This window comes from Mycobacterium szulgai, assembly GCF_002116635.1.
GTDB lineage: Bacteria > Actinomycetota > Actinomycetes > Mycobacteriales > Mycobacteriaceae > Mycobacterium > Mycobacterium szulgai.
In genome coordinates this window covers 72,158-89,016 of record NZ_LQPW01000107.1, presented here as the reverse complement: position 1 = coordinate 89,016, position 16,859 = coordinate 72,158, and the positions used below count along the sequence as shown (strand labels likewise).

Annotated in this window: 16 protein-coding genes and 1 pseudogene; 11 read left to right on the top strand and 6 right to left on the bottom strand. The window is 66.1% G+C overall.

Annotated features, from left to right (window positions below):
- Together AWC27_RS15545 and AWC27_RS15540 are read left to right on the top strand one after the other, a co-directional pair.
- A partial coding sequence (locus tag AWC27_RS15545; protein WP_245847158.1) for an MmpS family transport accessory protein occupies nt 1-450 on the top strand: 450 nt, incomplete at its 5' end.
- Nucleotides 450-1,091, top strand: coding sequence for a DUF2561 family protein (locus AWC27_RS15540; protein WP_085671292.1), 642 nt, complete (start codon nt 450-452; stop codon nt 1,089-1,091). The genes AWC27_RS15545 and AWC27_RS15540, both read left to right, overlap by 1 nt.
- Nucleotides 1,092-1,220: 129 nt before the next feature.
- On the opposite strand, the gene qcrB is transcribed toward AWC27_RS15540, so the two are convergent.
- From qcrB to ctaE, 4 genes are read right to left on the bottom strand one after another with little or no spacing between them, the layout of a single operon-like run.
- Nucleotides 1,221-2,876: a cytochrome bc1 complex cytochrome b subunit gene (gene qcrB, locus AWC27_RS15535; RefSeq protein WP_085671291.1), complete on the bottom strand. Its 1,656-nt coding sequence runs from the start codon at nt 2,874-2,876 to the stop codon at nt 1,221-1,223.
- Nucleotides 2,873-4,078 carry a cytochrome bc1 complex Rieske iron-sulfur subunit gene (gene qcrA / locus AWC27_RS15530; RefSeq protein WP_085671304.1) on the bottom strand — a complete coding sequence of 402 codons (1,206 nt, stop codon included), beginning with the start codon at nt 4,076-4,078 and terminating at the stop codon, nt 2,873-2,875. Before qcrA ends, qcrB begins: the two co-directional genes overlap by 4 nt.
- The gene (gene qcrC, locus AWC27_RS15525) at nt 4,075-4,929 is read right to left on the bottom strand and encodes a cytochrome bc1 complex diheme cytochrome c subunit (protein WP_085671290.1); all 855 of its coding nucleotides are present in this window, start codon (nt 4,927-4,929) and stop codon (nt 4,075-4,077) included. The genes qcrA and qcrC overlap by 4 nt, the downstream gene beginning before the upstream one ends.
- A 37-nt stretch (nt 4,930-4,966) precedes the next feature.
- Nucleotides 4,967-5,578 carry an aa3-type cytochrome oxidase subunit III gene (gene ctaE / locus AWC27_RS15520; RefSeq protein ID WP_083115607.1) on the bottom strand — a complete coding sequence of 204 codons (612 nt, stop codon included), beginning with the start codon at nt 5,576-5,578 and terminating at the stop codon, nt 4,967-4,969.
- Nucleotides 5,579-5,665: 87 nt separating this feature from the next.
- On the opposite strand from ctaE, the gene trpD reads away from it, so the two are divergent.
- Nucleotides 5,666-6,772, top strand: a complete 1,107-nt coding sequence (trpD, locus tag AWC27_RS31570; protein ID WP_245847156.1) for an anthranilate phosphoribosyltransferase — start codon at nt 5,666-5,668, stop codon at nt 6,770-6,772.
- Here the strand turns inward: trpD and AWC27_RS15510 are convergent.
- Nucleotides 6,710-8,527 (bottom strand): annotated as a pseudogene (locus tag AWC27_RS15510) (DEDD exonuclease domain-containing protein); the annotation flags it as partial. The gene trpD and the pseudogene AWC27_RS15510 sit on opposite strands and share 63 nt — an antisense overlap.
- A 121-nt stretch (nt 8,528-8,648) precedes the next feature.
- On the opposite strand from AWC27_RS15510, the gene AWC27_RS32135 reads away from it, so the two are divergent.
- The 4 genes from AWC27_RS32135 (at nt 8,649) to pimB (ending at nt 12,322) form a co-directional block, all read left to right on the top strand.
- Nucleotides 8,649-8,870, top strand: a complete 222-nt coding sequence (locus tag AWC27_RS32135) for a hypothetical protein (RefSeq protein WP_085671287.1) — start codon at nt 8,649-8,651, stop codon at nt 8,868-8,870.
- A 186-nt stretch (nt 8,871-9,056) separates the two neighbouring features.
- A complete protein-coding gene (gene ripC, locus AWC27_RS15500) occupies nt 9,057-10,208 on the top strand; it encodes a peptidoglycan hydrolase RipC (RefSeq protein WP_085671286.1) in 1,152 nt (383 codons plus the stop codon).
- A 94-nt stretch (nt 10,209-10,302) separates the two neighbouring features.
- Nucleotides 10,303-11,046, top strand: a complete 744-nt coding sequence (locus AWC27_RS15495; RefSeq protein WP_372516900.1) for a hypothetical protein — start codon at nt 10,303-10,305, stop codon at nt 11,044-11,046.
- Nucleotides 11,047-11,179: 133 nt separating this feature from the next.
- A complete protein-coding gene (gene pimB, locus AWC27_RS15490) occupies nt 11,180-12,322 on the top strand; it encodes a GDP-mannose-dependent alpha-(1-6)-phosphatidylinositol monomannoside mannosyltransferase (RefSeq protein WP_085671285.1) in 1,143 nt (380 codons plus the stop codon).
- On the opposite strand, the gene AWC27_RS15485 is transcribed toward pimB, so the two are convergent.
- The gene (locus AWC27_RS15485; RefSeq protein ID WP_085671284.1) at nt 12,319-14,121 is read right to left on the bottom strand and encodes an AMP-dependent synthetase/ligase; all 1,803 of its coding nucleotides are present in this window, start codon (nt 14,119-14,121) and stop codon (nt 12,319-12,321) included. The genes pimB and AWC27_RS15485 overlap by 4 nt on opposite strands.
- 131 nt (nt 14,122-14,252) lie before the next feature.
- Here AWC27_RS15485 and AWC27_RS15480 point away from each other — a divergent pair, with 131 nt between their 5' ends.
- Genes AWC27_RS15480 through AWC27_RS15465 form a run of 4 tightly spaced genes read left to right on the top strand, consistent with a single transcriptional unit; the run spans nt 14,253 to nt 16,784 of the window.
- Entirely contained in the window at nt 14,253-14,642 is a 390-nt protein-coding gene (locus AWC27_RS15480; protein WP_085671283.1) for a polyketide cyclase / dehydrase and lipid transport, read from the top strand.
- Nucleotides 14,643-14,677: 35 nt separating this feature from the next.
- Nucleotides 14,678-15,112, top strand: coding sequence for an SRPBCC family protein (locus AWC27_RS15475; RefSeq protein WP_085671282.1), 435 nt, complete (start codon nt 14,678-14,680; stop codon nt 15,110-15,112).
- A 20-nt stretch (nt 15,113-15,132) separates the two neighbouring features.
- Nucleotides 15,133-16,383: an ArsA family ATPase gene (locus AWC27_RS15470; RefSeq protein WP_085671281.1), complete on the top strand. Its 1,251-nt coding sequence runs from the start codon at nt 15,133-15,135 to the stop codon at nt 16,381-16,383.
- Nucleotides 16,380-16,784: a hypothetical protein gene (locus AWC27_RS15465; RefSeq protein ID WP_085671280.1), complete on the top strand. Its 405-nt coding sequence runs from the start codon at nt 16,380-16,382 to the stop codon at nt 16,782-16,784. The genes AWC27_RS15470 and AWC27_RS15465 overlap by 4 nt, the downstream gene beginning before the upstream one ends.
- Nucleotides 16,785-16,859: the final 75 nt, after the last annotated feature.

Below are 16,859 nucleotides of genomic sequence, written 5' to 3'. Positions count from 1 at the left end.
CCGCCACCCCCACCCACCAGCGAAATTCCTACCGCGACGGAGACGCAGACAGTGACCGTGACACCACCGCCACCGCCGCCACCATCCCCGTCTCCGCCGCCACCGGCGACCACTGCGCCGCCTGCGACTACCAGCACCGCTGCGGCCCCGCCTCCCGTCACGACGACGACACCGGCCGGACCGCGGCAAGTCACCTATTCGGTGACCGGCACCAAGGCACCTGGCGACATAATCTCGGTAACCTACGTCGACGCCTCCGGCCGCCGACGTACGCAGCACAATGTGTACATCCCGTGGTCGATGACCGTCACCCCCATATCGAATTCCGACGTCGGCTCGGTGGAGGCGTCCAGCCTCTTCCGGGTGAGCAGGCTCAACTGCTCGATCACGACGAGTGATGGAACGGTGCTGTCCTCGAACACCAACGACGCACCGCAGACGAGCTGCTGATGGTCGGCAGGTACTCCTCATACCGGCGTGGACCCGACCCGGTCGTGTCGCCGGATCTCATCGACCGGATTCTGATGGGTGCGTGCGCCGCCATTTGGTTGGTGCTGATAGGGGTGAGCGTGGCTGCCGCCGTCGCGTTGGCAGACCTGGGCCGCGGCTTCCACAAGATGGCGCCGCACACCACGTGGGTGTTGTATGCCGTCATCATCGTGTCGGCATTGATCATCGCCGGGGCGATTCCCGTGCTGTTGCGGGCCCGTCGGCTGCCCCAGGACGAGCCGGTTGTCCGGTCGAAGGCGCTGCAGGGGAGCGGGATAGGCCGGCAGCCGTTGCGGCCAGGCCGGTCTGCGACGCGCAGTGTGACCGAGCCGGCGCGGCGAGCGAGTGTCAAAGCCGCGGGAGCGGGCACCGAGTGGTCCGGCGAGGCGGTGGACCGGGTGTGGTTACGTGGGACGCTCGCGTTGACCGGCACCATTGGCATTGCGCTGATCGCGGTCGCATCGGCGACCTATCTGATGGCCGTCGGTCATGACGGCGCGTCGTGGGTCGGCTACGGATTGGCCGGCGCTATTACCGCCGGGCTGCCCGTGATCGAGTGGCTACACGTGCGGCAGATTCGTCGTGTAGCTTCCGGACACTAACGCGTCAGGCGTCAGGCGCGGATGGCGAAGCGCGCTATTGCGTGTGCGCTGACGGTCTCGAGTGGGTATCCGCGGCGGGACCGATGCGATTCTCCCGCCCTGGACTCACACCCGAACTAGACCAACTAGCTAGTGCTCGCGGTGCTCGCCGTTTGAGCCAGCGACGCTCTCCTGGTGCTCACGCAATGCCGTTAGAGCACGGTGCTCCGAGGCATGCGCAGCCTCGCGCAGCGCGGCATCCTCGGACGCCGGGTCGGCGAACAGGAAGCTGCCGCTACCGGGCGATCCGGCCGAGCCCAGCTTGTTCATCCGGTTGGGCACCGCAGCACCCTGGTACTCGAGCGGTAGCGGGTGCCCATGGTCGTCGACCGGACCGAGCGGCTGGTGTAGCTCGATGTACGCGCCGTGCGGCAGCCGCTTGATGATGCCCGTCTCGACGCCGTGCTCGAGTACCGACCGGTCACTGCGCTGCAGGCCGATGGCCCACCGATACGTGATGAAGTAGACGAACGGCGGCAGGATCACCATGCCGATACGGCCGATCCACGTAGTCGCATTCAGCGAGATATGGAACTTGAACGCGATGATGTCGTTCATCGCCGCGAGTGTGAGCACCATGTAGAAGCTGATCGCCATGGCGCCGATTGCGGTGCGTACCGGAGCATCGCGCGGCCGCTGCAGCAGGTTGTGGTGGGCGTAGTCGCCGGTGAACCGCTTCTCCAGGAACGGGTAGATGATCAGCAGTACAAAGACCAGCCCCATGATGAGCGCCACCCACACCACGGCGGGAATGGTGTGGTGCCAGAAGTAGAACTCCCACGCCGGCCAGATACGCGCCAAGCCTTCCGTCCACATCATGTAGAAGTCCGGCTGCGAGCCGGCCGAAACCTGAGATGGCTTGTAGGGACCAAGATTCCAGATCGGGTTGATCTGCAACAGCCCACCCATCAGCCCCAGCACACCGACGATGCTGGCGAAGTACGCGCCGGATTTGAACGCGAACACCGGCATCACTCGCACGCCAACGACGTTGTGTTCGGTGCGGCCCGGCCCGGGGAACTGGGTGTGCTTCTGGAACCACACCAAGGCCAGGTGCATCCCGATCAGCGCCAGGATGATCCCCGGTAGCAGCAGGATGTGCAGCGCGTACAACCGCGGGATCAAGATGGTGCCCGGGAAGTCGCCGCCGAACAGCAGCCAGTGCAACCAGGTGCCGATCACCGGCATGCCCAGCGTGATCGACGAGAGCGCGGCGCGCAGGCCGATACCGGACAGCAAGTCGTCGGGCAGCGAGTAGCCGAAGTAGCCCTCGAACATCGACAGGATCAGCAGCAGCGAGCCGATGACCCAGTTGGCCTCACGCGGCCGGCGGAACGCCCCGGTGAAGAAGATGCGGGCCAGGTGCACCATGATGGCCGCGGAGAACATCAGGGCGGCCCAGTGGTGAATCTGCCGCACAAACAGGCCACCGCGAACTTCGAAGGAGATATCCAGCGCCGATTGGTAAGCGCGTGACATCTCGACGCCGCGCAACGGTTGGTAAACCCCGTTGTAGGTGACTTCGACCATGGAGGGGTCGAAGAACAGCGTCAGGTAAACGCCGGTAATCAGCAGCACGATGAAGCTGTACAAGGCGATCTCGCCGAGCAGGAACGACCAGTGCGTCGGAAAGACCTTGTTGAGCTGACGACGCACGGCCGCCGCGGGGTGATAGCGGGTATCGATGTCCTCGCCTTGACGAGCCATGACTTCGCTGATTTTTGGGGGACTGAATTTCGGACTCATGTTGTTGTGCGCTCCCAGAATGCCGGTCCGACGGGCTCGATGAAATCACCGTTTGCGACGAAATACCCGTTGGCGTCAATGGTGATCGGCAGTTGCGCCAGCGCACGCGCCGCCGGGCCGAATATCGGCTTGGCGAAATGCAGGGCGTCGAACTGCGATTGGTGACAAGGGCACAGGATCCGGTAGGACTGCTGCTCGTAAAGCGATGAGGGACAACCCAAGTGCGAGCAGACCTTGGTGAAGGCGAAGAACTCGCCGAAGTTGAAGCTCTCCTGGCCCTGGCGTTTGACGACACGGCCGACGTCGGTGGGCTTGATCCGGATCAACATCACGGGATTACGGATGCCCATCGCGATCGCATTCAGCTTTTCGTGGGATTCCACCGTGGTGCCGTCACCGTCGGATTCCCGCCACGGGAAGACGGTCTCCATGCCGCCGGCGTCGATGTCCGCAGGCCGCATCTTGATGAATGGCGGCCCGTCGTGTGCACCGGTCGCGCGGGCGAGGTAGATCGTTTCGCCCTTGAAGCGCGGGGTCCAGCCGGAGGTCCACAGCACGGCCTTCTTGCCTTCGGCGGTGGGCACGACGGGTTTCCACGGGTTCTTGATCAGGCCGCCGGCAAATGCCACCAAAGTACCGAGGCCGAACGCGCCCAGGCCCATGCCCAGCGAGAGTCCGACCAGCTTGCGGCGCCTGATCGTCGAGGCTTCCATGGCGTCGGTCAGGTTGGCGACCACCGTCTTGCGGTCGACCTCGCGGGAGGCGCCGTCGTGCCGCTCCTGGATCGTAATCTCTTCGGGGATAAACCTTTTCTGGAAGAGCACCGCGCCGATGGCGATCGAGAGGATGGACAGCCCGAAGGTCAAGCCGTACAGCGGGGTGGCGACGGAGTACAGGAAGCTACCGGCCTCCTCCTTCGGCTTGTACTCCCACGGCCAGAACAGGAAAATCAGCAGCAGAGCGAGCCCGAAACCGCCGCCCAGCAAAAGCCACACGGCCACGCCGCGCTCGGCGCGCTTCTCGGCTCTTGTGCCCTCGACCGGCCAGCGCGGTTCCTTGTAGGCGATCCGGACACCGTCGAGCTTGCCACCCAACTCGAGCAGTTCCTGCTGGGACATTGCTGCCAGCGCCGCCTCGTCGGGCTCACCGGCTGCCGCACCCTTGTCGGTGTCGGAGCCTTTGACGCCTTCGATTTCGCTCATGAGCGCGCCCCAATCCACAGTGCCAGCCCGATAGCGGCGACCATACCGATGATCCACATCGCCATGCCCTCAGGTGCCGGCCCGAATCCACCCAATCCGTAGCCACCCGGCGAGCGCTCCTCGGCGACCGTCCGCACGTAGCCGATGATGTCTTTCTTCGATTCGAAGGACAGCTGTCGATCCGAGAACTTCGGCATGTTCTGCGGACCGGTCAGCATCGCAGTGAGGATTTGCTGCTCATTGGCCGGCCCCAGGTCGGGCGCGAATTTACCGGAGGACAGCGCGCCGCCCTTGCCAGTGAAGTTGTGGCAGGAGGCGCAGTTGAGGCGGAACAAGTCGCCGCCGCGGCCCAGGTCGGTGCCGCGCAGCGACTGCATTGCCAGGCTACCGTCGGGGTTGCGGACCACGGTGGGGCCGCCGCCGTTGGCCTGCACGTAGGCACCGATCGCGTCGATCTGTGCCTCGTCGAAGATCGGGTCCTTGCGCGGTGCCTGAGCTTCGCCGCGCATCGCGGGCATCCGGCCGGTCGACACCTGGAAGTAGACGGCCGCTTCGCCGACACCGATCAGGCTCGGCCCGTGGTCGGGCACACCCTGCAAGTTGGCACCATGGCAGGAGACGCAGGAGGTGTCGAAAAGTTGTTTGCCGGTGCGCAGCAGGGCTGACCCCGACTCGTCGGCAACGGCCACCTGTGGGGTAGGGGTGAGTACGGCCGCCATCCCGCCGGAGATGGTGAGCGCGATCAATAGCAGCATCCCGCCGGACAACCGACGACGAAGCCGCCGCCGCGAGCGGTCACTGCTTCTTGGGCCACTCTCAGTACCACCGGATCGGGTGAACCTCAGTTTCAACTGAGCACTCCTGTTCTCGGGCTTCGAATCAGCGGAATCAGCGGATGAAATAGATCACGGTGAACAGCGCGATCCACACGATGTCGACGAAATGCCAGTAATAGGAGACGACGATGCTGGCGGTGGCTTGCGCCGGGGTGAACTTGCTCATCGTGGTGCGCAGCAGCAGGAAGATGAAGGCGATCAGACCTCCGGTGACATGCAGCCCGTGGAAGCCGGTGGCCAGATAGAACACCGTGCCGTAGGCGCTGCCCGGAATGGTCGTGCCATGGGTGGTCAGGTGGTAGTACTCGTAGGCCTGCCCGAGGATGAAGAACAGGCCCATCAAGAAGGTGATCACGTACCAGCGGCGCAGCCCGAACACGTCGCCGCGCTCGGCCGCGAACACGCCCATCTGACAGGTGAACGACGACGCGATCAACACCAGCGTCACCGGTACCGCCTGATACAGATTCAGCTCGGTCGGCGGTGGCGGCCAGTTCCCGCCGGCCTGAGCTCGCGCCGTGAAGTAGAACGCGAACAGGCCAGCAAAGAACATGAGTTCGCTGGAAAGCCACACTATGGTGCCAACACTGACCATGTTGGGGCGATTCAGCGAATGCACCCGCGACGTTATCGCAGTACCCGAAGTCCCAACAGCACTCGTCACATCCGCAAGTATGACGCTTTGTAGTTGTCGAACTCTACCCGGGTCGAAAATTCGGTTCCGCGCGTCGTGTCGTGGGACCATCGGCGCGTGGCTCTGTCGTCTGAAGCTTCTTCCGCCGGTGGTGCTCTCGGCTTGGCTGCAGCCGGGTCGGCGCCGACCTGGCCGCAGGTTCTGGGACGGTTGACCGAAGGGCACAACCTGGTGCGGGGGCAGGCCGCGTGGGCCATGGACCAGATTATGACCGGCCACGCGCAGCCGGCCCAGATCGCCGCGTTCGCCGTGGCGATGAAGATGAAGGTCCCCACGGCCGACGAAGTCGGCGAATTGGCCGGCGTCATGCTCAACCACGCGCGTTCGATGCCCATCGAGGCGATCCGCGAGGACACCGTCGACATCGTCGGAACCGGGGGCGACGGGGTCAACACCGTCAACCTGTCCACCATGGCTGCGATCGTGGTGGCCGCGGCCGGTGTGCCGGTGGTCAAACACGGCAACCGGGCCGCTTCGTCGTTGTCCGGTGGCGCCGACACGCTCGAGGCACTCGGCGTGCGCATCGACCTGGGGCCGGACCAGGTGGCGCGCAGCCTCGCCGAGGTCGGCATCGGATTCTGCTTCGCGCCGCAGTTCCATCCGTCCTACCGGCACGCGTCGGTGGTGCGCCGCGAGATCGGGGTGCCCACGGTATTCAATCTGCTTGGGCCGCTGACCAATCCGGCCCGGCCGCGAGCGGGATTGATCGGCTGCGCTTTCGCCGATCTGGCCGAGGTGATGGCGGGAGTGTTCGCCGCGCGGCGCTCCAGCGTGCTGGTCGTGCACGGCGATGACGGGCTCGACGAGCTGACCACCACCACGACAAGCACGATCTGGCGGGTGCAGGCCGGCACCGTGGACAAGCTCACCTTCGATCCGGCCGGATTCGGTTTCGCCCGCGCCGAACTCGACGATCTGCGCGGCGGCGATGCTCACGCCAATGCCGAACAAGCGCGCGCCGTGCTCGGCGGTGCCGCGGGACCGGTGCGAGATGCGGTGGTGCTCAACGCCGCCGGGGCGATGGTCGCTCACGCCGGGTTATCCAGCCGCGCTGAATGGCTGCCGGCGTGGGAAGACGGGTTGCAGCGGGCTTGCGCCGCGATCGACAGCGGCGCGGCCGAACAGCTGCTCGCGCGATGGGTGCGGTTCAGCCAGCAGGTCTAGCTCGCCAACCGCTTGTTCGGCTGCCAGTCGCGCCGATCTCGCCGCAGCCGCCCACGCCGCCCACACACCTGCCGACCGCAAGGGGGACGCCCACCCGCCGGCGGAACCGTCAGCGATCCGGACGATCCGCACGCCGGGTGCTGCCAGCCAGCGCGCAATGAGTGCGGATTCCTCGACAAGTGCCCCACCGAGCGGGGCCGGGGTCGGCAGGATCGATTGGGCGCCGGCACAAATGGCGTCGACGACCGGCATCGGCGGCACACCACGGGCAGCGCAGCCGGCCGCAGCCAGTTGCCCATGCCGGATGACGGCAAGTTGCCAGCCGCCACTTCCGTCCGGTTTGGCGGCGATCAGCTCGCCGACGGTGGCCAGCGCACGCAGTCGCTGGCCGCGCCAGAGGGTGTCCACCGCGGTGGCGAGGCGGTCACGCAGCCGTGCGGCGCTCTCGTAGTGACAGCGCTCGGCGAGCACGGTGACCTGGTGCACGGCTGCAGACAGGGCGGCGTTGTCCAGCCCGTCGATCAAATCCGCGGCGCGCTGCGTCGCCACGGCGTACTGGGTGGCCGTCACGTTGCGGTCGGCGGGACAGGGAGACACTTCGAGCTCGAGGCAAGCCGGACCGTGCAGGGCCGAACGCGCCAGGCGTTTGGTGCACGTTCGCACGCCGGTGAACCGTGCCAGCAGGGCCGCGGTTTCCATGGCATCGGCACGAGACCGGAACGGGCCGACGGCGCGGTCATGCCGCGGGGCGCGGACCACCGACAGACGTGGGAACGATTCGTCGCTGAGCACCACCCACCACCACCGATGCGGAAACCGCGACCGGCGGTTGTACGGCGGGGCATGTGCTGCCAGCAGCCGCAGCTCGCGCACGCCGGCCTCCAGCGAGTGTGCGCATTCGACATGGTCGACGGCGCCGGCCAGCGTGACCATCTCCTTGATCCGGCGACGCGGGTCGGCACCGTTGAAGTACTGGTTCACCCGCCGGCGTAAGTCGACCGCGGTGCCCACGTAGAGGACCTCATTTGAGGGCCCGCGGAACAGATACACGCCGGGGCGATGCGGCAGGCCCTCGGCGAGCACCCGCTTGCGGCGCTGCGTCGGTGTTACGTCCGGCAGGTAGGCACGCAGATCGGCGTAGGTGTGCACGCCCTGGTTCCCCACCCGCTCGATGAGCGCGTGTAAGACGTCGACGGTGGCGCGAGCATCGTCGAGGGCGCGGTGCGTCGGCTGGGTGGTGACGGCGAACAGTCGCGCCAGCGATGCCAGTCGCACGCTCGGTGCTTCCTCTCGGCTCAACACCCGGCGCGCCAGCCGGACCGTGCACAGCACCTTGGGCCGGGGCCAGGCGATATCGCATCGCTGCGCGGCGGCGCGCAGGAATCCGATGTCGAACCCGGCGTTGTGGGCGACCAGCACGGCGTCGCCGGCGAACTCGAAAAACATGGGTAGGACGGCTTCGATAGTCGGGGCGTCACACACCATCGCGGTGGTGATGCCGGTCAATTGGACGATCTGGGGCGGGATGCTGCGCTGCGGGTCGACCAGGGTGGCGAATTCGCCCAGCACAGCCCCGCCGCGGACCTTGACGGCCCCGATTTCGGTGATGGCGTCCGGCGGCGTCGCCTCGCTACCCGTCGTGCGTCCGCCGGTGGTTTCCAAATCGACCACCACAAAGGTGGTCTCGCGCAATGGCATTTCTTCGGCCGCGTTGAGCCCGGGAAAGCTCAGCTGCGTCGCACCCGTCGCGCCCATGGCGGTGACGTTAGGCATCGGCACCGACACCCGGCGGTTCCCGCGCCGGGCTCGGTCTGTCGGTGGTCGCCGCTAGCGTTCGCCACAGTCGACCGAACCCGAACCGAGAGGGACTGACCAGATGGCTTCCAGTAGCGGACCCGCGGGCCCCGTGACCATCGACTGCGACGATTGCGCGGTGCGCGGGCCTAGTTGCCGCGACTGCGTCGTCAGTGTGCTGCTCGGGGTCCCAACGACGTTGTCCTATGACGAACGCGCGGCGTTAGAAGTGCTTGCCGAAGTTGGATTGGCACCGAGATTACGTTTGGTGCCGATCCACGGGAATCGGCCTGGAGTCGCGTAGTGTGGCGTGGGTGCTGAATCGCCTTGGTGCCATAGCAGGTTCGCGGCGGTTCACACGGAAATGACAATTTTCTGTCCATTTTCTTAACTCCCCCCTTTGGACAAACGCCGATATCGTTTCGTAACCTGTTTGAGACCTAAACCAGCTCGACGTCGATACGTCGATGGCCGTTTAAGGAAGCAAATCTTGAGGCTCGACTCCAGGCAGTTGATCGCGCGCGCAATCAAGCGGTTTGCCATCGGTTCGTTAGCGAGCTTCACCGTCTTGTCGGGCATTATGGCCGCGAATGCAACGGCTGATCCGGCCGAGGACGCACTGGCAAAACTCAACGAGCTGTCTCGGCAGGCCGAGCAGACCACCGAGGCGATGCACAGTGCGCAACTCGACCTGAACGCCAAGCTGGCCGCCCAGCAGGCAGCGGAGAAGAAGCACGCCGACGATCAAGCTGCAGCGGATGCCGCCAAAGCTCGTTTGGCTTCGTTCCAGACTTCGGTCAACAAGATCGCGGCCGCCGCCTACATGGGTGGTCGCACCGACGGGATGGACGCCATCCTGACGGCCGAGTCTCCGCAGCTGCTCATCGACGGATTGACGGTGCAGCGCGTGATGGCCCATCAAATGTCCACCCAGATGTCCAGTTTCCGGGCCGCCGGCGAGCAGGCCGCCAAGGCTGAACAGGCATCGGCCAAGTCGGCTGCCGACGCCAAGGCGGCGGCCGAGCAAGCCGCGGCGGTGCGAGCGAGCCTGCAGCACAAGCAGAGCCAACTGCAAGTGCAGATCGCCGTCGTCAAGTCGCAGTACCAGGCGCTGACGCCTGGGCAGCGCGAGGCGCTCGCCGATCCAGGACAGGTTCCCGCCGGACTCCCGGGTGCCCCCGCCCCGGCTCCTGAAGCACAGGCCCCCGGCGCGCCGCAGGCGCCCGGCGAGCCCTTGCCGCCCGGCGGAATGATGCCCGGATTCGCCCTGCCCGGCGGTGGCGGCGGTGGTGGCGGTGACCGCGCAGCCGTGGTTCAGGCCGCATTGACCCAGGTCGGCATGCCCTATGCGTGGGGTGGTGCCGCGCCAGGCGGGTTTGACTGCTCCGGACTGGTGATGTGGGCGTTCCAGCAGGCCGGCATCGCGCTGCCGCATTCCAGCCAGGCGCTGGCCCACGGCGGCCAGCCGGTGGCGCTCTCCGACCTGCAGCCCGGCGACGTGCTGACCTTCTATTCCGACGCCTCACACACCGGCATCTACATCGGTGACGGCCTCATGGTCCACTCCTCCACCTACGGTGTTCCGGTCCGGGTGGTGCCGATGGACTCGTCCGGCCCGATCTACGACGCGCGCCGCTACTAAAGGCGTCGCTGCGCGACGCCGATGGGCCCGGATTCTGCTGGCCGCGATATTCGCGGCTGAGCTGATCGCGGCGGTCGTCGTGCCGGCTCCGCCGGTGCGTGACAAACCCGCGGCGCCCGCCCACACGCTGGTCGTCGCCGACCGCACCGTGCGGCTGATCAGTCTCGGCGGTCCACCCAGCGACCGCCTGCTGTCCCGAGTGGCAGGCGACATCGGCACGGCGGTCGATGCGGTGGTGGCCTTCTGGGGAGCCGACTGGCCGCACGATATCTCGGTGGTGGCCGCCGGCTCCCGCGAGCAGTTTCTTGCCGCGGTGGGCGGCGGGCCGGCGTCGCAGTGGGCCGATATCGCGGCGGTGACGGTCGCCGACAGCGTCGATCCGCAACGTCGGGTGGCCCTCGGCGAACGCATCGTGTTCGCACCTGACGCTGACACGATGAGCGCAGCCGCATTGCGGATTGTCCTGAGCCACGAGCTTTTTCACTACGCGGCCCGTGCCGTCACCGCCATGGATGCGCCACGCTGGCTGACCGAGGGGGTGGCAGATTTCGTGGCACGCCCGGCCACCTCGCTACCGACCGCCGCTGTCACCGCGCCACGGTCGCTGCCCTTAGATGACGACCTCGACGCTCCGGGTCGGCAACGCTCGCTGGCCTATGACCGTGCTTGGCTGTTCGCGCGCTTCGTCGCGGACAGCTATGGGCCGGCGAGGTTGCGTGAGTTCTACCTGGCCACCTGCGGCGTTGGGCACGCCGATATCCCCGCCGCAACCCGCGACGTGCTGGGGACCGACGAGGCCGGGCTGCTCGCCCGCTGGCAGCAGTGGCTCGCTGGTTGATAGCGCATGCGCTAGCACGATTTGAGATTGGGTATGGGCAGCCGTTGCGGTGCCGATGGGACCGATGTGACCGGTGGTGGGCGGCCTCGGACCTCTGCGCAGTCGGCGTCATGGTCGGGCTAGATTTACCCGGGTGAGTCGGGTCCTGCTGGTAACCAATGACTTTCCACCCCGGCGCGGCGGTATTCAGTCCTACTTGGGAGAGTTCGTCGATCGGCTGGTTCAGGCTGGATCGCATGACGTGACGGTGTACGCACCAAAGTGGAAGGGCGCCGAGGCTTTTGACGACGCAGCCCAGGCAACCGGCTATCGGGTGGTGCGCCATCCGAGCACGCTGATGTTGCCGGCCCCGACGGTCGATATCCGGATGCGACGGCTGATCGGCGAGCACGGCATCGACACCGTCTGGTTCGGCGCGGCCGCGCCGCTGGCTCTGCTGGCGCCGCGGGCCCGTGCGGCCGGCGCGACCCGGGTGGTGGCCAGCACCCACGGCCACGAGGTGGGCTGGTCAATGTTGCCCGTCGCGCGGTCGGTGCTGCGCCGGATCGGTGATGGCACCGATGTGGTGACATTCGTCAGCCGGTACACGCGATCGCGGTTCGCGCCCGCGTTCGGGTCTCGGGCCTCGCTGGAGTACCTGCCGCCAGGGGTGGACAGCGAACGGTTCCGCCCGGATCCGGGCGCCCGCGCCGAATTGCGGAAGCGCTACCGGCTGGGGGACCGGCCCACGGTGGTCTGCCTGTCCCGGCTGGTGCCGCGCAAAGGCCAGGACATGTTGATCAAGGCGCTGCCGGAAATCCGGCGGCGTGTTGACGGCGCTGCCCTGGTGATCGTCGGCGGTGGCCCCTACCTGGAGACGCTGCAAAAGCTCGCGCAGGACCGCGGGGTGGCCGAGCATGTGACGTTCACCAAAGGCGTGCCGGGCGATGAACTACCCGGCCACCACGCGATGGCCGACGTATTCGCCATGCCGTGCCGGACCCGCGGTGCCGGCATGGATGTCGAGGGCCTGGGCATCGTCTTCTTGGAGGCCTCCGCCAGCGGCGTACCGGTGATCGCCGGGCAATCCGGCGGAGCGCCGGAAACGGTGCAGCACAACAAGACTGGACTGGTGGTTGACGGCACCTCGGTGAACAAGGTCGCCGACGCGGTCAGCGAGTTGCTGAGAGATCGAGACCGGGCGGCGGCGATGGGCGCAGCCGGCCGGGAATGGGTGAGGGGTCAGTGGCGCTGGGAGACGCTCGCGGCCCGACTGGCCAAGCTGCTACGCAGCTAGTCTTTGCTGTAAATCGCCTCGATATCGGAGGCGAACTTCTCGGCCACCACGTTGCGCTTGACCTTCATGGTCGGGGTCAGCTCCCCGGTGTCCTCGGTGAAGTCGACCGGCAGAATCCGGAACTTGCGGATCGACTCGGCATGCGACACCTGCAGGTTGGCATGTTTGACCGCCGCGTCCACCTCGGCGATCAGATCCGGGTCGGTGGCCAGGTCACCGACCGAGGCGTCGACGGCTTTACTGTTGCGTTGCTTCCAGCCCTCGAACGCCTCGGGATCGATGGTGATCAGCGCGCCGATGAACGGCTTATTGTCCCCGACGACCATCGCCTGGCTGATCAGCGGGTGGCTGCGCAGCTGATCCTCCAGCACCGCGGGGGCCACATTCTTACCACCCGCGGTAACGATGAGCTCCTTTTTGCGGCCGGTGATCGTCAAGAAGCCGTCCTCGTCGACAGAGCCCAAATCGCCGGTGCGGAACCAGCCGTCGGTGAACGCCTCCTTGGTGGCTTGCTCGTTGCGCCAATAGCCGCTGAACACCACGCCGCCGCGCACCAACAGCTCCTTGTCATCGGCCAGTCGCAGACTGTTGCCGGGCACCAGGCTTCCGACGGTCCCGATCTTCAACCCGTTGATCTGGTTGACCGTGATGGCCGCGCTGGTCTCGGTCAGCCCATAGCCCTCGTAGATGGTCAGGCCCACGCCGCGGTAGAAGTGGCCTAGCCGAGCACCCAGCGGCGCGCCACCGGAGACCGCGGCATGACAGTTGCCACCCAGCGCGGTCCGTAATTTGTGGTAGACCAACCGGTCGAACAACGCATGCTTGGCGCGCAACACCAGACCGGGTTTGCCGTCGTCCTGGGCGCGGCTCCAGTCGACCGCGGTCTGGGCGGCGGCTTTGAAGATTGGGCCCTTGCCGTCGTTCGCGGCGTTCTGCTCGGCGGTGTTGTATACCTTCTCGAACACCCGGGGCACTGACACCACCACAGTCGGTTTGAACACCGCGAACAACGGCAGCAGATTCTTGATGTCGCTGGTGAATCCGACGGTCACTTTGTTGGTGAACGCGGCCAAGGTCAACGCCCGAGCCAGCACGTGGGCTAGCGGCAAAAAGACCAACAGCCGCTGACCTTCGTGCAGTAGCGACGGAAGGCAGTCCTTGGTGCCGCGGATCTCGTAGAGCAGGTTGGAGTGGGTGAGCTGGCAGCCTTTGGGTCGTCCGGTGGTACCCGAGGTGTAGATGAGTGTGGCCGGATCCTTGGCGCGCAGCGCGTTCAGCCGGGCGGTCAGCTGCGCGGGGTCGGCCGACGCCCCCTCCTCGGCTAGCTGGTCGAGGGCTTTGGGGCCCGAACCGTTGATGTGCAGCACCCGTCGCAGGGCGGGCAATTCACCGGTGAGCTCCGTCACCGTCGCCGCGTGCGCGTCGGTTTCGGCGAACGCCAACACCGCCTCGGAGTCCTGGAGTACCCAGCGCACCTGCTCGGCCGACGATGTCTCGTAGATCGGCACGGTGACCGCACCCACCGACAGGATCGCGAGATCGAGAATCGCCCACTCGTAGCGGGTGGCCGAAAAGATGGAAACCCGATCGCCGGGCTCCACCCCCAGCGAGATCAAACCCAATGCGGCAGAACGGATCTGGTCGGCGGCCTGGGCGCACGTGACGTCCGTCCAAACGCCGTCGACCAGCCGCTGATAGATCACGAAGTCGGGATCGTCGCGCTCATGCTCGAAAACCGCGGCGGCGACGTTGTCGTGCTCCTCGACGGAAAAGCGGGCAGGGACACTGTACTGACGCACTCTTCAAACCTCGCTTGACCTTGGGTGACGATCGGATGGCCGGGTTGCTGTCGCCCAGCCTAATCACGAGGTTGACGTTGCATCGAGACGGCCGGTCTGGCCGTGCTGGACTCATATGTGAAGCTGAGGCAATGTACAGCATCCAGATCGCCGACGAGACGTACATCGCGGCCGATGGCGCGCGAGTGGGAGCCGCGATCGCCGACCGGTCGCAGTGGAGCCGGTGGTGGCCAGATCTGCGGCTGCAGGTCACCGAGGATCGTGCCGAGAAGGGGATCAGGTGGGCGGTCACCGGCGCCCTGACCGGGACGATGGAGATCTGGCTGGAACCATCGCTGGATGGGGTGGTGCTGCACTATTTCCTGCACGCCGAACCGACCGGTGTTGCGGCCTGGCAACTGGCCCGGATGAAGCCGGCCAAGATGACGCATCGGCGCAGGGTGGCGGGCAAGAAAATGGCGTTCGAGGTCAAGACCAGACTGGAACAGTCGCGCCCCGTTGGGGTTTCTCCGGTAGTTTAGCCGGGTCAAGGTTTGGCACGGAGGGAAGTAGCCAGGTGGCGGAGAAGACGACGCAGACGATCTATATCGAGGCAGATCCAGGCACGGTGCTGGAGGTCATCGCCGATATCGATTCCTACCCGGAGTGGATTTCGGAGTACAAGGAAGCCGAAGTGCAGGAGAGAGACGCCGACGGCTATCCCAAGACCGTGCGATTCGTGATGGACGCCGGCGTCATCAAAGACACGCTGGTGATGTCCTACGAGTGGCCCAAGGACCGCAATTCATTGAGCTGGACCCTGGTTTCCAGCTCGCTGTTGAAGGCGCTCGACGGCTCATATGACTTGGCGGCCAAGGACTCTGGCACCGAGGTCACCTACCAGCTCGCGGTCGACCTGGCTGTCCCGATGATCGGGTTGCTCAAGCGCAAAGCTGAGCGCAGGCTGACTGACACCGCCCTGAAAGATCTGAAGAAACGAGTTGAGGGCTGAGTGACTCCAGTGACTCGTTGGTGCCCCCCCAGGCCCGAATCAGTCTCTTTGTCGGCAAGGGTGGGGTAGGAAAATCCACCCTGGCGTGCGCCACCGCGGTTTGTGACGCCGGCGCCGGTCAGCGTGTGCTGGTGGTTTCCACCGACCAAGCGCACTCTCTGGGCGATGTGTTAGGTGTTGCCGTCCCCGCCACCGGCCGCGGCGAACCCGTGCGGGTCCTGGCCGATCTGGAAACCGAGACCGGCGGTGGCTTCCTGGATGCGCTGGCCCTCGATACGTTGGCGCTACTAGAGGATCGCTGGCGAGACGTGGTCGATGCGCTGGATCGGCGCTTCCCCGACTCAGAGTTGGGCAGCATTGCGCCCGAAGAGCTTTCGGCCCTGCCCGGGGTCCAGGAAGTGCTCGGGCTGCACGCGGTCGGCGAGCTAGCCGCCGCTGGACGATGGGATCGCATCGTGGTCGACTGCGCCTCGACGGCGGATGCGCTGCGGATGTTGACCCTGCCCGCAACGTTCGGGCTGTATGTGGAGCGCGCGTGGCCGCGGCATCGCAGGCTCAGCATCGGCGCCGACGACAGCCGCTCAGCCGCGGTGGTGGAACTGCTGGAACGCACCAGCGCCAGCGTCGATCGGCTCAGCACCTTGCTGGCCGACGGCGCTCTGGTCAGTGCGCATCTGGTGCTGACCCCAGAGCGGGTGGTCGCCGCGGAGGCCGCCCGGACGCTGGGGTCGCTGGCCTTGATGGGTGTGCGCGTCGAGGAGTTGCTCGTCAATCAGGTTCTCGTCCGCGATGAAACATACGAGTACCGCAGTTTGCCCGACCACCCCGCGTTCTACTGGTATGCCGAGCGCATCTCCGAGCAACGTGCCGTGCTCGAAGAACTCGACGCCACGATTGGAGACGTGGCGCTGGTCCTGATTCCGCACTCGTCCGGAGAGCCGATCGGCGCCAAGGCGCTGAGCGGACTGCTCGACAGCGCGCGTCGGCGGCGGGGCGCCGAGCCGCCCGGTCCGCTGCGTCCGATCGTCGACCTGGAATCCGGGTCCGGCCTGGAATCGGTATACCGGTTGCGGCTAGCCTTGCCCCAGCTTGATCCGGGATCGTTGACGCTCGGCCGGTCCGACGATGACTTGATCATCAGTGCCGGCGGGGTACGGCGCAGGGTTCGGTTGGCATCGGTGCTGCGGCGGTGTACGGTGCAGGACGCGCGTCTGCGGGGGACTGAGCTGACCGTTCGTTTTCGACCAAATCCGGAGGTGTGGCCACAATGAGTCATGCCGACATAGGTCCGGAGCTGCGGAAACTGGCACAGGCGATCCTCGACGGAATTGATCCCGCGGTCCGCGTGGCGATGGCTAAGGCTGCTGGGGCATCCAGCTCGATCGGCGGTAAGGGTATGGGCAAGTGCCAGCAGGTGTGGTGTCCGGTGTGCGCGCTGGGTGCGTTGGTGACCGGCGAACAGCATCCGCTGGTGACCGTCATCGCCAACCACAGCGTTGCTCTTCTCGACGTGATCCGCGCCATAGTCGACGACATCGACCGATCAGCGAAGCCGCCGCCGGACGACCCGCCCGGCGGGGGCATGAGCACCGAAACCCTTGGCGAAACAACAAAATCTGACGGTGCCGTAAAAAACCGCTACCAGCCCATCCCCGTCGCCGTCCAAGACTGAGCCAACCCGTCGCGAGGTGGTCGGAGCCGTCGCGGATGGGTACAGTTGGCGCAGACCACCATTCGGTGCGGGCGA